General features: G+C 43.0%; 17 protein-coding genes. 9 read left to right on the forward strand and 8 right to left on the reverse strand.

Features of this window, described 5'->3' with window-relative positions:
- Positions 1–58: 58 nt before the first annotated feature.
- A complete protein-coding gene (locus LCY76_RS08255) occupies positions 59–1,585 on the forward strand; it encodes an MDR family MFS transporter (RefSeq protein WP_248252236.1) in 1,527 nt (508 codons plus the stop codon).
- Between the two features lie 111 nt (positions 1,586–1,696).
- Entirely contained in the window at positions 1,697–2,926 is a 1,230-nt protein-coding gene (locus tag LCY76_RS08260; protein ID WP_248252237.1) for an MFS transporter, read from the forward strand.
- Between the two features lie 68 nt (positions 2,927–2,994).
- On the opposite strand, the gene LCY76_RS08265 is transcribed toward LCY76_RS08260, so the two are convergent.
- On the reverse strand, positions 2,995–3,222 hold the full coding sequence (locus tag LCY76_RS08265) for a hypothetical protein (RefSeq protein WP_248252238.1): 228 nt from the start codon (positions 3,220–3,222) through the stop codon (positions 2,995–2,997).
- 249 nt (positions 3,223–3,471) lie between these two features.
- On the opposite strand from LCY76_RS08265, the gene LCY76_RS08270 reads away from it, so the two are divergent.
- From LCY76_RS08270 to LCY76_RS08285, 4 genes are read left to right on the forward strand one after another with little or no spacing between them, the layout of a single operon-like run.
- Complete coding sequence (locus LCY76_RS08270) at positions 3,472–4,197, forward strand: ThuA domain-containing protein (protein ID WP_248252239.1); 726 nt, start codon at positions 3,472–3,474, stop codon at positions 4,195–4,197.
- A gap of 17 nt (positions 4,198–4,214) precedes the next feature.
- Positions 4,215–5,252 carry a Gfo/Idh/MocA family protein gene (locus LCY76_RS08275; protein WP_248252240.1) on the forward strand — a complete coding sequence of 346 codons (1,038 nt, stop codon included), beginning with the start codon at positions 4,215–4,217 and terminating at the stop codon, positions 5,250–5,252.
- The gene (locus LCY76_RS08280; RefSeq protein WP_248252241.1) at positions 5,249–6,313 is read left to right on the forward strand and encodes a Gfo/Idh/MocA family protein; all 1,065 of its coding nucleotides are present in this window, start codon (positions 5,249–5,251) and stop codon (positions 6,311–6,313) included. The genes LCY76_RS08275 and LCY76_RS08280 overlap by 4 nt, the downstream gene beginning before the upstream one ends.
- Entirely contained in the window at positions 6,310–7,278 is a 969-nt protein-coding gene (locus tag LCY76_RS08285; RefSeq protein WP_248252242.1) for a sugar phosphate isomerase/epimerase family protein, read from the forward strand. Before LCY76_RS08280 ends, LCY76_RS08285 begins: the two co-directional genes overlap by 4 nt.
- Here LCY76_RS08285 and LCY76_RS08290 read toward each other — a convergent pair.
- The 6 genes from LCY76_RS08290 to sspL all read right to left on the reverse strand — a co-directional run bounded on the left by LCY76_RS08290 (position 7,228) and on the right by sspL (position 11,151).
- A complete protein-coding gene (locus LCY76_RS08290) occupies positions 7,228–8,739 on the reverse strand; it encodes a glycoside hydrolase family 18 protein (protein ID WP_248252243.1) in 1,512 nt (503 codons plus the stop codon). The genes LCY76_RS08285 and LCY76_RS08290 overlap by 51 nt on opposite strands.
- A 151-nt stretch (positions 8,740–8,890) precedes the next feature.
- Positions 8,891–9,304, reverse strand: a complete 414-nt coding sequence (locus tag LCY76_RS08295; protein WP_248252244.1) for a YtxH domain-containing protein — start codon at positions 9,302–9,304, stop codon at positions 8,891–8,893.
- A gap of 121 nt (positions 9,305–9,425) precedes the next feature.
- Complete coding sequence (locus LCY76_RS08300) at positions 9,426–9,611, reverse strand: cold-shock protein (protein WP_053354887.1); 186 nt, start codon at positions 9,609–9,611, stop codon at positions 9,426–9,428.
- Positions 9,612–9,689: 78 nt separating this feature from the next.
- Positions 9,690–10,649 carry a helix-turn-helix transcriptional regulator gene (locus tag LCY76_RS08305; protein WP_248252245.1) on the reverse strand — a complete coding sequence of 320 codons (960 nt, stop codon included), beginning with the start codon at positions 10,647–10,649 and terminating at the stop codon, positions 9,690–9,692.
- 83 nt (positions 10,650–10,732) lie between these two features.
- Entirely contained in the window at positions 10,733–10,915 is a 183-nt protein-coding gene (locus LCY76_RS08310) for a hypothetical protein (protein ID WP_248252246.1), read from the reverse strand.
- A 101-nt stretch (positions 10,916–11,016) separates the two neighbouring features.
- Complete coding sequence (sspL, locus tag LCY76_RS08315) at positions 11,017–11,151, reverse strand: small, acid-soluble spore protein L (protein ID WP_369795751.1); 135 nt, start codon at positions 11,149–11,151, stop codon at positions 11,017–11,019.
- Positions 11,152–11,282: 131 nt separating this feature from the next.
- Here sspL and gnd point away from each other — a divergent pair, with 131 nt between their 5' ends.
- Both gnd and LCY76_RS08325 read left to right on the forward strand, forming a co-directional pair.
- The gene (gnd, locus tag LCY76_RS08320; protein ID WP_248254626.1) at positions 11,283–12,179 is read left to right on the forward strand and encodes a phosphogluconate dehydrogenase (NAD(+)-dependent, decarboxylating); all 897 of its coding nucleotides are present in this window, start codon (positions 11,283–11,285) and stop codon (positions 12,177–12,179) included.
- A gap of 74 nt (positions 12,180–12,253) precedes the next feature.
- Positions 12,254–12,775, forward strand: a complete 522-nt coding sequence (locus LCY76_RS08325; RefSeq protein ID WP_053354883.1) for an acyl-CoA thioesterase — start codon at positions 12,254–12,256, stop codon at positions 12,773–12,775.
- A 275-nt stretch (positions 12,776–13,050) separates the two neighbouring features.
- On the opposite strand, the gene LCY76_RS08330 is transcribed toward LCY76_RS08325, so the two are convergent.
- Positions 13,051–13,257: an alpha/beta-type small acid-soluble spore protein gene (locus LCY76_RS08330; RefSeq protein WP_053354882.1), complete on the reverse strand. Its 207-nt coding sequence runs from the start codon at positions 13,255–13,257 to the stop codon at positions 13,051–13,053.
- Positions 13,258–13,874: 617 nt separating this feature from the next.
- Between LCY76_RS08330 and yidC the strand changes: the two genes are divergently transcribed.
- Entirely contained in the window at positions 13,875–14,609 is a 735-nt protein-coding gene (yidC, locus tag LCY76_RS08335) for a membrane protein insertase YidC (RefSeq protein ID WP_336606278.1), read from the forward strand.
- The last annotated feature ends 22 nt before the right edge of the window (positions 14,610–14,631 follow it).

Here is a 14,631-nt window from a genome sequence, read left to right on the forward strand (position 1 = left end):
CTAAAAGTCGAAAAGTATATACCTATCTATTTCATTAACATTTCAAGGAGACAAATATATGGTTAATCAAAAGAGCAACAATAATTTTGTTGTTGCAGGCCTGCTGCTCGGAATTCTCATGTCCGCTATGGACAACACAATAGTGGCAACAGCCCTCGGAACAATCGTTGCTGAATTGGGTGAGCTTGACAAGTTCATTTGGGTAACATCCTCGTACATGATTGCGTCAGTGGCAAGTATGCTTATTTTCGGAAAACTTTCTGACATGTATGGAAGGAAAAAATTTTATATTACAGGTCTGGGTCTCTTTATTATCGGATCGGTTCTGTGCGGAATGGCAGACAGCATGACACAGCTTTCCGTTTACCGTGCGATACAGGGAATCGGCGGTGGTGCCCTGATGCCGATTGCCTTTACGATCATTTTTGATATCTTTCCGGTAGAGCAGCGAGGGAAAATGACAGGCCTTTTTGGTGCCGTCTTTGGAATGTCCAGTGTCTTCGGTCCTTTGCTAGGTGCATATTTGACCGACTACTTGGATTGGAGGTGGATTTTCTATGTTAATTTGCCGCTGGGACTGCTTTCGCTTGTCTTTATCCTGAAGTATTATTTTGAATCTCTTGAACACAGAGAACAAAAAATTGATTATTTAGGAGCGGGCCTGCTCGTAGCTTCGATCGTCAGCTTGATGTTTGCTCTCGAATTCGGAGGAAAAGATTATGAATGGGATTCTGCTCTTATCCTATCTTTATTTGCTGCATTTGCCGTTCTCTTTGTTCTTTTTATTCGAGTAGAACGAAGTGCGGCAGACCCTATCGTTTCTTTGAATCTCTTTAAAAGCAGACTGTTTCTGTCCAGCCAGGGCATCGCCTTTTTCTACGGTTCTGTCTTTATACTGGCTACCATGTACATTCCCATTTACATACAAGGTGTGTTTGGCGGTTCGGCAACGAACGCTGGATTAATTTTAATGCCAATGATGATCGGGGTTGTTGTGGGGAGCCAGACAGGAGGGCGTACCGTCATTACCTCTTCCTATCGAAATGTGATGCTCGTTTCCGGCAGCATTTTCCTGGTGGGTGTTTACTTGCTGAGCACCATGTCAACCGACACTTCTCGGCTCCTGGTCACTCTATATATGGTTCTGACAGGAATTGGAGTAGGGTTCTCCTTCCCTGTTCTAAGTATGGCATCTGTCCATATGCTTGATCCTCGTCAGAGGGGATCTGCTAACTCACAAAATGCATTCTTCCGCCTGATTGGAATGACTCTCGGTATCACCATCTTCGGTACGATTCAGAATAATCTGCTGACCGATAAATTAAAAGATGCATTGCCTCAGTTTGCTAAGTTTCAAAAGAATGTCGATTCGCGGGCTCTCCTTCAGCCAGAGGTCCGTAAACAAATACCGCCTGAAGTCCTCGATAAAATGACAGGAATTCTGGCAGATTCCATTGCAAAAATCTTTCAGTACTCCCTGATCTCTGTGGTCATCGCTCTGCTGTTCATTATCTTTATGGGCAATGCCCGTGTGAAAGAATCCGACAATGCAGAAAGCGGAAGAAGAAAAGCATCAGAAGTGTAAACTTCTGATTTTTTTTGTCTAGCTTCAGCGCTCTTCTTTTTATTTGTAAAAATCCGTAAAAGAATGATAATCTTTAACAATAAAAACCAATAAGAGAAAGAAGGATATGTCATGGGTGTTGCTTCGTTAAAAAAGGAGCCCTCGTCATCAGCAACCATTTACAAGGTGCTTTTTGCAATCAGTTTTGTGCATCTGTTAAACGATGCGATGCAGGCGGTTATTCCAGCTATTTTTCCGATCCTCGAGAAGTCTATGAATCTGTCTTTTGCCCAGCTTGGATGGATTGCATTCTCACTGAACATTACCTCTTCCATCATGCAGCCGATTGTAGGCTGGTATACGGATCGGACCACATCACCATATTTGCTTCCTCTTGGGATGGCATCCAGCTTGATTGGAATGGTTGGCATCGCTTATTCCAATAACTTTACGTACATATTGCTCTCGGTTATTCTGATTGGCCTTGGTTCTGCTGTTTTTCATCCGGAAGGATCACGTGTTGCGTATATGGCAGCCGGGAAGAGGAGAGGATTGGCCCAATCGATTTATCAGGTTGGAGGGAATACAGGAAATTCATTGGCGCCTGTCATGACAGCTCTTGTGTTCGTTCCGTTCGGCCAGTTTGGGGCGATATGGTTTACATCATCAGCAGCCATGGCCATCATCGTCCTGGTTTTTGTGTCTGGATGGTATCGGTCAAGGCTTGTAAACTTTCCGAGAGTGACAAAAAAGCCGTCTAAGAAAGCTGCAAACCCAAAAAGAAAGAAGCAGATTATCTTTGCCGTATGTCTTTTAGTCTTTCTTGTATTTGCGCGATCTTGGTATTTTTCAGGAATCTCAAACTTCTACCAGTTTTATTTGATTAAGGATTATGGCCTTTCCATTCGCCATGCGCAGTATTATATTTTTGTCTTTCTTGCAGCTGGCGTTCTCGGAACTTTTTTTGGAGGACCGCTGGCTGACCGATTAGGAAAGAGAAATATGATTTTCTGGTCGATGCTGGGTTCTGCTCCGCTCGCACTCCTGCTTCCATATGTCAGTTTAAATTGGATCTACCCGATATTCTTGCTGCTCGGTTTTATTCTAATGACCAGTTTTTCAGTGACGGTTGTTTATGCTCAGGAACTGCTTCCCGGAAGGATTGGAATGGTATCCGGACTGATTGTCGGACTTGCTTTTGGTATGGGAGCTCTCGGTTCGGTTATCCTCGGAAACCTGGCGGACGCCTTCAGTGTACATTTCATTATGGTATTGATCAGTTTTTTTCCAATAGCCGGTATACTGACGTTTTTACTACCGCAAGATCAAACAGTGAAAGCGTGGGAACAGGAAGCAATTTAATAAAAAATGCCGGTACAGTCGAAGGCTGTTTCGGCATTTTTAATTAGGATTAGGTTATTCTCCGAGTATTAATGATCACCCTCAGGAGGGTTCAGTTTTCTTTCTGATGACGAAGTGTTCTTTGTAGCTTCTTTATTTCTTTCCTCATTTTGTTCATCTTCAAAATCTTCCAACGGAAGTTCATCAGCAGGCATGACGAGCTGATCTCGCTCCAGTTGTTTTTCCTGGCTTCGTTTAAAGGCATTCTCTTTGTCGTTTCGATCAAGCAATTCCTTTTGTTTTTTATGGTTATCCATATATGTTTCTCTCCTTTAAATGAGACTGTACGGTAACTATAGCCCTTATTCAGATTTTAAAACCTGCTGCCGAGGAAAATAAATTCAAGTTATTGTATTTTAACATTTGACAAACGAGTAATGTGCCGTAAAATATAGGTAAACGTTTACATTCTGAAAAGTTCAAAGGTTCTACCTCGTCTGAACGTAAACGTTTACTCTTAAAACAGAAGAGGTTATTTCTTACATAAATAGAAGGAGTGGAACGCAATGAAGGTTACCATCTGGAATGAAAATCGCCATGAGAACAAAAACCCGGCTGTACGCTCGGTGTATCCTGAAGGAATTCACGGTGCCATCCAGCAATTTTTATCAAAATCAGGGGTAGACGCTGATACCGCAACTCTTGATGAGCCAGAACACGGATTAAGCCAGCAGACTCTTGATCAGACGGACGTTCTTGTCTGGTGGGGACATATAGCACACGATGAAGTAAAAGAGGAAGTAGTAGAGCGCGTTTATCAGCGTGTTCTGGATGGTATGGGATTAATTGTCCTTCACTCTGGACACTTCTCAAAAATCTTTAAAAAACTAATGGGCACTTCCTGCGATTTGAAATGGCGGGAAGCAGATGAAAAAGAACGTCTATGGGTAGTCGATCCATCCCATCCGATTGCTTCTGGAATCGGTGAATATATTGAGTTGCCTCAAGAAGAGATGTACGGAGAGCATTTTGATATCCCGGCTCCTGATGAACTGGTTTTCGTCAGCTGGTTTGAAGGCGGAGAGGTGTTCAGGAGCGGGTGCACATACAAGCGCGGGAAAGGAAAAGTTTTTTATTTCCGGCCGGGACACGAAACCTATCCTACCTATCATAATGCCGATGTACAAAAGGTCATCTTAAATGCCGTTCAATGGGCAAAACCTGCAGGAAGCAATAAACCGGTTTACGGGAATGCAAAACCTCTTGAAGCAATTGGTGCCAATCAAAACTAAAAGGAGTGGAAGACAGGATGATTAAAGTTGGAGTCATTGGATGCGGAAGCATCGCACAGCACAGACATTTACCAGAGTATAAAAACAATTCACAAACCATCATTGCAGCAGTATGCGACATTAATCATGAACGAGCGGATCACATTGCCAAAGAATACGGTGCAAAAGCGTACTATTCTTATGAAGATCTGCTTAATGATCCTGAAATTGAAGCTGTCAGTGTGTGCACACCCAATTACCTTCATGCGCCAATTTCCATTGCTGCATTAAACAGCGGAAAGCATGTTTTATGCGAGAAACCGATGGCGACATCACTTGAGGAAGCAGAGCAAATGATCCTTGCCAGTGAGAAGAACGGGAAAAAACTAATGATCGCTCATAATCAGCGTTTTGTCCGATCTCATGAAAAAGCAAAGGAATTGATCGCTGGTGGAGAACTGGGCAGGGTTTACAGCTTTAGAACAACATTCGGACATCCTGGGCCAGAAACATGGAGCGCAGAAGGCACGGACAGCTGGTTTTTCAAAAAAGAAAAAGCATTTATCGGAGCGATGGGAGACCTTGGTGTTCACAAAACAGATCTGATCCGCTTCATATTAGGTGAAGAAGTGGATGAAGTGGCATCATTTGTTGAAACGTCTTCAAAGAAAAACGCTACAGTAGATGATACAGCGGTATGTATATTAAAAACAGCAAGCGGAGTGATCGGAACACTTGCAGCGAGCTGGTCCTATGTCTCAAAAGAGGACAACTCTACTATTATCTATGGAGAGAAAGGCATTTTGCGCCTCGAAGAAAGCCCTGAGTATTCTTTGATCGCTCAATACAAAGATGGTTCAACTGTAAACTACTCTCTGGGCCAGATTCAGACAAATGATTCAGGGGGCCAGAATGATTCACGCGTGATCGGCAAGTTTGCAGATTGCATCCTGAACGACACAGAGCCAGCGGTATCCGGAGAAGAAGGAAAACGGTCTCTGGCTGTCATTATTGCTGCACTAAAAGCAAGCGAAACGAAAAAGACAGTGAGTCTCGAAAACGGGGTGCTCGCATGAACCTGCTAAAAGTAGGCTTGATTGGGGTCGGAGGAATCGCTGAAGGAAGGCATATTCCAGCCATTCAAAATTTAGCTGAAAAGGCAGTGATTACGGGTGTAAGTGATATAAACGTTCATCGTGCTGAACAGATTGCAGAGAAGTATGATATTCCATCTGTGTATGAGAATTATCATGAGATGCTTCCTCACATTGATGCCGTAATCATATCAACTCCAAACAAGTTTCATTCAGAAATTGCAGTAGCGGCACTCCAAGCCGGTGTGCATGTGTTATGTGAAAAACCGATGGCGCTGTCTACCGAAGAATGTGACCGGATGATTCAGGCTTCAAAAGAATCAGGCAAAATTCTTTCCATCGCTTATCACTATCGTTTTATGAAAAATGCCCAGGCTGCCAAAAAGGTGATGCTAGAAGGTGAAATCGGCGAGCCGCTTGTCATCAGAACCCAAGGGCTCAGGCGAAGAAAGGTTCCCGGCTGGGGAGTCTTTACAAATAAAGAATTGCAGGGTGGGGGAAGCCTGATCGATTATGGCTGTCATCTTCTGGACTTGTCCATATGGCTGATGGGCAATCCTGTTCCTGTGGAAGTCATGGGCTCTCAATATAATCTTTTGAGCCGTACTCCCGATCAAGTTAATCTTTGGGGTGAGTTTGACTATAAAACATTTGAAGTGGATGACCATGTAACAGGGTACATCCGTTTTGAAAACGGTGCGTCTCTTTTATTAGAAACCTCTTGGTCAGCCAACATTAAAGACGATGTGGAGAATGTTAGCATTTCTGGTGAAAAAGGCGGACTGGATGTTTTTCCTTTTCACTTGAATCAGGCCAAACACGGCATGCTCCTTAATTCTGAGGCATCCTTTATTCCAGGTGATGAAAACCCTGGAAATCCGCAGGCGGAGAATTTTGTAGACTGCTGTCTAGGCCTTGCTGAGCAGGTCGTCAAGCCGGAGGAAGCAAGAATGGTCTCTATGCTGATTGAAGCCATCTATAAAAGCAGCCTTACTGGGAGCAGCGTTAAACTTGATTATCGAAAGGAAGTGGAGAGTCAATGAAGTTAGGCGTATTTACCGTATTATTTTCAGATATGCCGTTTGAACAAATGCTCGATCATGTGAAGAAAGCCGGCGTTAAGGCGGTGGAGATCGGGACAGGGAATTACCCGGGAAACGCACATTGCAACTTGGATGAACTTTTGGACAGTGAAGAGAAACGACAGGATTTTCTCCATCAGGTGAAATCCAGAGATCTAACGATCAGTGCTCTCAGCTGCCATGGAAATCCGCTCTCTCCTGACCAGGAGTTTGCCCGCCAATCTCATGACACGTTTGTTAAAACCGTCGATCTTGCTAATCTGCTAGGAGTGCCTGTTGTCAACTGTTTTTCAGGCGTACCTGGGGACCATGAAGGAGCGAAATACCCAAACTGGCCGGTTACACCTTGGCCAAATGAATATGGCGACATCTTAAAATGGCAATGGGAAGAAAAACTGATCCCTTACTGGCGTGAGTGGGGACAGTTTGCCAAGGACAAGAACGTGAAAATTGGCCTTGAACTGCATGGTGGATTCCTAGTTCATACTCCTTACACATTGTTGAAACTTCGTCAAGAAACATGTGATGCTATCGGTGCCAACCTTGATCCAAGCCATCTGTGGTGGCAGGGGATTGATCCGATAGCGGCTATCAAAATACTAGGCAAAGAGAATGCGATCCATCATTTCCATGCCAAAGACACTTATATTGATCAGGATAATGTGAACTTATATGGACTGACTGACATGCAGCCTTATGGTGAAGTTCAATCCCGTGCGTGGAGTTTCCGTTCAGTAGGATGCGGACACAGCGTACAGGAATGGTCCGATATGATCAGCGCGCTGCGTACCTATGGTTATGACTATGTGGTCAGCATTGAGCATGAGGATCCCCTTATGTCCATAAACGAAGGATTTGCCCGAGCGGTGAAAAATTTAAATGATGTGATGATTGAAGAAACTCCTGCAGATATGTGGTGGGTTTAGTATAAGAAGCAGCAGGCCATTTACACGCCTAGCTGCTTTTTTGTAAGAATATTGCGCTTTTCTATTTTTTGGTTTGACCTCATTTTGAAGAACATACCAGTTCTGAGGAAATGCTGGCCCCAAAAGCCAATAGCTGATGCCTCTTAATTGATACTGTTTGGCTGCGGTGAATTTTGCTTTAATGCTCCTTGCATCTTCAAACCATACGATATGCTGGGCGCCGCTACCATCATAATATTTGTAAAAGGGCGATTGAGCCTTCTCATCAAATTGAATCGATGCTCCGTAGCGTCGAGCCCGATCTACCGCTTCTTGGGGGGAGACAGTCTGGGCATACGTACCTTGAACAAAAGGCAGCTTCCAATCATAGCCATACAGAGGGACACCCATGACAAGCTTGTTTGCTGGTATTTCTGTCAATGCATATTCCAGGACTTTCTTTACTTCGTTTAAAGGAGCAACCGCCATCGGTTTGCCGCCGATCCATCCCCATTCATACGTCATAACAATGACAAAATCTACGATTTCACCATGTGCCCCATAATCATGAGCTTCATAGAGAATTCCTTTTTGTCCTGCGCTAAGCTTTGGAGCGAGCGCGGTGGATGTGATATATCCAAGAGGTTTAAATAAGGATACGGTCCGCCTTAGAAACTGGTTGTAAGCTTCCCTCTGGTTAGGGTTAATGTATTCAAAATCGAAGTTAACCCCTTTATATCCCTTGTTCTTCATGACTGAAAGGATAGTGTTAAGCAGTTTACTCTGAATGCTGGTGTCCGAAAGAACAGCGCTGATGAGTTCAGTATTGAATGTCCCGTTTTGAAAGTTAGTCACTACCATTAGAGGAGAAATACTTTCTGATTTGGCTGCGGGAAGGACGACTTCATCATTTGGAGGGTTAAGTGTCCCGTCCTTGTTGATAGTATAGCTGAAAGGCGTAATATACGTTAAATATTTTCCTTTTGAATGTATTTCTTTTTGAATAGCGGGGGTATAGCTGCTGATGTAGGCATTGATTTCTTTTACCGGCCTCTCGAAAGGAATGGTCAGTTTTTGTCCGGGATAAATAACATGTGCAGCCGATAAATTATTTTCTTCGGCGATTCCTTGAATGCTTGCGCCATACTTCATGGAAATCACATACAGACTGTCGCCTGGGTGCACAACATGGACGGGGATGATGAGTTCTTGGTCTATATAAATATAAGCCGTCTTTTCTATATTGTTCCGGTCCACAATGGCTTGAACGGAGGTATCCCATCGGCCGGCTATTAAATACAGGGTATCGCCTTGCTGTACACGATAGCGCGGAAAGGGAGGAGAGATCACCAGTGCCTGGCCGATAATCAGTGAATTGGGATCTCTTACATCGTTTTCGTTCATGATGACTTGAAGATCAACACCATAGTGATGGGCAATGCCCCATAGGCTGTCACCCTGCTGAACCACATGGATGTGCATATCAACACCCCCCATAATATCTCTCTACCTAATGTATTAAAAGAGAACAGACATTATGAAGAATACACTCTTAAAAAGAAAGAGATGATAGAGGAACGCGTGAAAAAACATAAAAAAACCCAGCTGCTGAAGAGCTGGGCTATAGTTTGTATTATTCTCCGAGTGTTTCTTTAGATGCTTCAGGAGAAGGTGGTATTTCGGGATCGTTTTGAATGGTTGGTGAAGCAGCCGAATTCTCATTTTTGTTTTTTATCGAATTAATCTTTTCCTTAGCTTGAGAAGTCATTTGACTGGTTATATCTTTCACGCTTCCCACCATGTTAGAAGCCTTTTCTTTCCCAGCCATTGTTCCCAGACGAGTTTTCAATTTTGCTTCGTCCTTCATTTGGATCGTTTTTTCTTTTAGGTTAGATGTTTGATTGGATAAATCCCGGCGCATTTCCTTTCCGGATTTTGGAGTCAGTAATAGAGCGGTTGCGGCTCCAACCAGCCCCCCAACAAGAACACCTTTGGTAAAGTTGGTTTTGTTTTTGGTGTCAGTTGTTTTCGTTGTTTGATTGTTCATTGTCGAATTCCTCCTTTTCATCTTCTATACCCGGCTGGACTTATCGATAAACATAGGGAATAGCGAGAAAAAAGGATCATATTATAAGTCCAGGGGACTTAAATATGATCCTGTTTCATCTTTATTTTAGCTCGGGGAGCATGCGGATTTCTTGAGCCATCTTTGATTTGCAAATCGGGCATTTTGGTGTTTCCTGCAGCGAGTAATCTGCTCTCATCCAGCATGTGCACTCCTCATTTTCACATGCCCATACTTTCGTTTCTACGTCAGGAACTGGTTCGATCGGGTTTTTGGAAAAAAAGGCCATGGGTATCCCCCTTAAGTGTAATACTTACATTATACTCCTTTTTGGCAACTTTTATGAGTAAAAAGACTTTCAAACTTTTTAAAAGGTTGGAATCCTTTCATAGTTTCTGCTCATGAGCACTGTCTTTTTCCGTATAATATCTGCGATTTCAGCAGGTTGTACGACCTGGGCATCGCTGCCGAGGGACCATATTAATTCTGCAAATCTGTGAATATCATTTGTAAGTATATACATAGAAATGAGCCCGCTGGCATCGGTCTCTTGTATGACATGAGGAGAGAGAGAGGGATGTCTCAAAGCCTTCTGAATGCCTTCGCCTTCTAATTTAATATGTAACAGAAGCTTTTTGGAAGGCGGAAGAAGATCTGGCCAATTCGTGATCGTCACTTCTGAGAAATCCATTAAAGCTTGATGTTCAATTTGAATTGCTGCTTGTTTTACATCTTTTAAATCAATCACATGAAATTCGTTCTCTGTATGGCTGTAACAGGGGCTGTACCAGCTGCCGCAGTCACAATAGATCCCGATTGGCTGAAGTCTGCCGAGCTTGGTGTTCCCTCCCAGCTCATAGTGCGCGGTGACCAGGCACTGCTCCAATGATGCGTCCAGAAAAAGAGGCAAGAAAGGTGCGGGATCAGGGTAGCAAGGCAGGTGGATGAGTAATCTCTTTTGAATTTCTTCGAACCTTTTGACCGCATCATCGGGAAGGTAGTTGATAAATTTATCTCGCCCAGAGGCAGCTTCTCTCCTGAAAGGGAACGATAGGCTCTTTTTGTAGGGCTGCAGAGCAAATAAGAAAGCAAGTGCCTCAGACTCTGTAAAACCGATGGGCGGAAGAATTCTTTCGTTTTCAAGTTTATATCCTCCGTGGGGACCGAATTCAGACACGATCGGCAGTCCCATATCCATCAGGGAAAGCAGGTCCCTTTGAATGGTTCGGGTTGAAACTTTAAATTCTTCTGCGAGTTCTTTTAATGTAAAGCGTTTTTTCTTGTTGATGGACAATAATAGTAGTTCATGCCGTTTAACCTTAGCCATGGATGTATCCTCAATCATATTAAAATAGTTGTTCTAGTTTATATATCGTTCAACTATCAAGACATTTTACATAAAATTAAGGATTACTTTTTGAAAGCGCTGGCGATTGTTAACAAAATCCCAATACCAGCAGCGCTATAAGACAAATAGGCGGGCATAGAAAGCTTGCCGGAATAACCCAGAATGCCTGCAATAAAGAGCAGGGATCCTGTTGTTTGCAGGAAGGTTTTTGCCGAACTTCTGTTTTCTATGATTCTGTTCTTCATCAAAACCCCTCATTTCTTTTTATAAAGAAAGTATAAGGGCACACATGACAAAATGCACGAGCGTTAAGAATCACACTGTGCATTTTGTCAGGATCAATGTTCTATCTTTTCGTATTGCTTTTCTTTGCTGCATTTTCAAGCTTAGTTTGCGGATCTGCTGCGAATTCAGTATCACCTTTTCCTTGAGGTGTTACACTGCTGGCAGCCTGGCCCTTACCACTGCTTTTCTTCGTCACATGATCACCTCCCATTTTTTAGCGTTGCCAACCTAAGGAGATTCATTCGCTGATTTCAGGTTAAAGGAGTATTAATTGTGGAATAACTAATGAGGCAGGCATTGTCAAAGAATGAAGAGGATGTGATTCATATGGAAATCGGATTAGTGGGTCTGGGGAAAATGGGTTTTAATATTGCACAGAATATGATTGATCATGATTTTAAGGTGATTGCTTTTGATACCAATAAAGAAACGGTAGATCAAATCTCTTCAAAAGGTGCACTCGGGGTGGAGACACTTGAAGATTTAGCAAAGGGTTTTACCGGACGCCGGGCGATTATTTTATTGGTTCCTGCAGGCCCTGCAGTAGACAGTGTGATCAGTGAACTGGTACCTTATCTGGATCAAGGCGACATCATCATTGACGCAGGGAATTCAAAGTACAAGGATACACTTAGACGTTACGAAGAATTAAAAGAAAAAGGAATTCATTTAGTGGACTGCGGAACGAGCGGAGGTACTGAAGGAGCACGCCATGGTGTTTGTGTCATGGTCGGCGGGGATGAAGAAGCCGTGGATTATGTTGCTCCGCTCTATGAAAAAATTTCAATAGAAAACGGTTTTATGAAAACAGGAAAAGCAGGAAGCGGTCATTTCTTAAAAATGGTGCATAATGGAATTGAATACGGAATGATGCAGGCGATCGCGGAGGGGTTTGAAATTCTGGATAAAAGTGATTTTGACTATGATTATGAAGCAGTCGCAAAGGTCTGGAATAATGGATCAGTCATCCGTTCTTGGCTGATGGAACTAATGGAGAACGCATTTTCCAAACAGCCGAAACTTGAAGAAATACGGGGTGTGATGAATTCTTCAGGAGAAGGCATTTGGACGATTGAGGCAGCGCTTGACTATCAGGCTACAGCCCCAGTTATTGCTCTGTCTCAGTTTATGAGGTTCAGGTCGCTCGAGGATGACACTTTCCACGGAAAAGTGGTGGCGGCTCTTCGAAACGAGTTCGGCGGACATGCTGTTGTGAAGAAATAGCACCTTTTACAAAACCTTTGCCCTACTGCAGAGGTTTTTTTCATATAATGGTACATAGGAGTGTGATATAAAGCATGAAATTAAATGAGAAATTTGTTCGAGAATCCAGAACAGTAAAATCAAGTGTGGTTCTTCCGCCGGATACGAATAATCATGGAACTTTGTTTGGCGGCAAACTGATGGCATATATTGACGATGTGGCTGCGATATCAGCGATCCGCCATGCACGCTGCAATGTAGTAACCGCCTCAACCGATTCGGTCGATTTTTTGCATCCAATCAGAGTAGGAAATTCAGTCTGCCTGGAATCTTTTGTGACGTGGACGCACAAAACGTCGATGGAGGTTTTTGTAAAAATCACGTCTGAGAATTTATTTACAGGCGAGAGAAAGGTTTGTGCAGTTTCCTTTTTGACGTTTGTCGCACTGGGTGAAGACGGTAAACCAACGCCAGTGCCAAAAGCTATTCCAGAGTCTGAAGAGGAAAAGTGGCTTCATCAAGGTGCAGAGGAACGGGCTGTCAATCGGAGAAAAAGAAGGGAAAGCAGTAAAAAACTTGCTGAAGAATTCGGCACGCAAAAGCCATGGGAATATTAAAATCTGTTTTGTGAAAGTCTTTTCTTTATAAATTTGGTTTCGTCATGTTATAATAAAGTTACCTTTTTCCAGCCAGGGATACGAGAACCCTGGCTTATTATTTTTAAACTTTCATAGCTGATGATAATAGACATAGACCAGTCTGCAGATTGCAGGCTGGTTTTTGGATGCAAATATTGGCACCAGCGCTGGTCGGACCTTAGCTTGCCCTTTTCTTGCCATGCAAAAAAGAGTGGACGATTGTCCCACCCTTTTCGCTTTTGGGAGAGTTAAGATTAACGACGGAATCCGCCACCAAGTTGTTGTTCAGCCATTTGTACAAGACGCTTAGTGATTTCACCACCAACAGATCCGTTAGCGCGTGAAGAAGTGTCGGGTCCAAGTTGCACACCAAATTCAGAAGCGATTTCATACTTCATTTGGTCAAGAGCTTGTTGAGCACCAGCTACTACTAGTTCGTTTGAAGAGTTGTTACGTGCCATATGTATCACCTCCTTGTACTACTAGTTTGTATTACCACTTTGAAAATATGCATGAAAAAGAAAATTTTTTTGGAGTCACGTTTCATTCGTATTTTCGTATAGTATCTTATCCCCCTATATTTGATTAGACGCCGTGATGACCTCCCACACGGCGTTTATTTGTGTCTAGACTTTCTACCGTCACTTGATGTTCACTATCATTTTAGGCCATAAGAGGGTATACTGTTAACAAAAGGGGGTGAGTCCGATCGAGCCGATATTTGAACTGCTATGTGAAATGGACGTTTTGCTGATTTCATTGGGATTAACACTGGCTCTGCTTGGTATCAGCAGACATATCATAATGCAGTGCCCAGAAACGATAAAGAAAAGCAGCCAGCTGAAGATTTCCGATCAGAACAGAACACTTAAGTTACGATTGAATCCAAGTCTGGTCCAAAACTTCTGTTTTATGAGGAATCATATAACACACAGGAAATACCGGAAAGAAGCACCAGATGATAATGACAGCCACTCCTTCTTGTTGAATCATTCAGACGCAAAACCAACAAGGAGGAAATGGAATGAACAGAAAGAAACAACGATCAGGACTTACACGCGGATTACAATTTTTTACGATGATATTTGGAATATGGGTACTTGCAGGCTGCAGCAGAGCACCTGTTAACGCACAGAGCCACGGGGTATGGAGCCATTATTTTGTTTATCCCTTCTCAGAAGTGATTCAGTTTGTGGCCACCTTCTTTAACGGAAATTATGGACTGGCTATCATCTTTTTGACGATCATTATTCGCTGTATTTTATTGCCTTTTACACTTTCCCAGACAAAAAATCAGCAAAAAATGAAAGAGCTTCAGCCGGAAATGAAGCGGATTCGAGAAAAATATAAAAGCAAAGACAGAGAAACTCAAACAAAAATGCAGCAGGAAGTTATGGCCCTTTACCAAAAGCATGGTGTTAACCCGGTGTCTATGGGATGTATGCCCTTGCTGATTCAGATGCCGATTTTGCTGGCATTCTATTATGCGATTATACGGACGAAAGAAATCGCGGCACATAATTTCTTATGGTTTAACCTGGGTACACCGGATCCAACACACATTCTGCCGATTATTGCGGCTATTACCACGTTTATTCAATATAAGATAATCAATAGACAGCTTGAGCAAGTGAATCCCCAGATCCAGATGATGGGCTATATTATGCCGATGATCATCGTTTTTTCTGCCTGGAGGCTTTCTGCAGTACTGCCGATGTACTGGATTGTCGGGAACATCTTCATGACGGTTCAAAGCATTGTGATCAATCGAAAACGCAAAAATATTCAAACGACGGCCAATTCAAATTCTTAAAACAAAAGAACTCTCCATTTTG

The organism is Fictibacillus marinisediminis, assembly GCF_023149135.1.
Lineage (GTDB): Bacteria > Bacillota > Bacilli > Bacillales > Fictibacillaceae > Fictibacillus_C > Fictibacillus_C marinisediminis.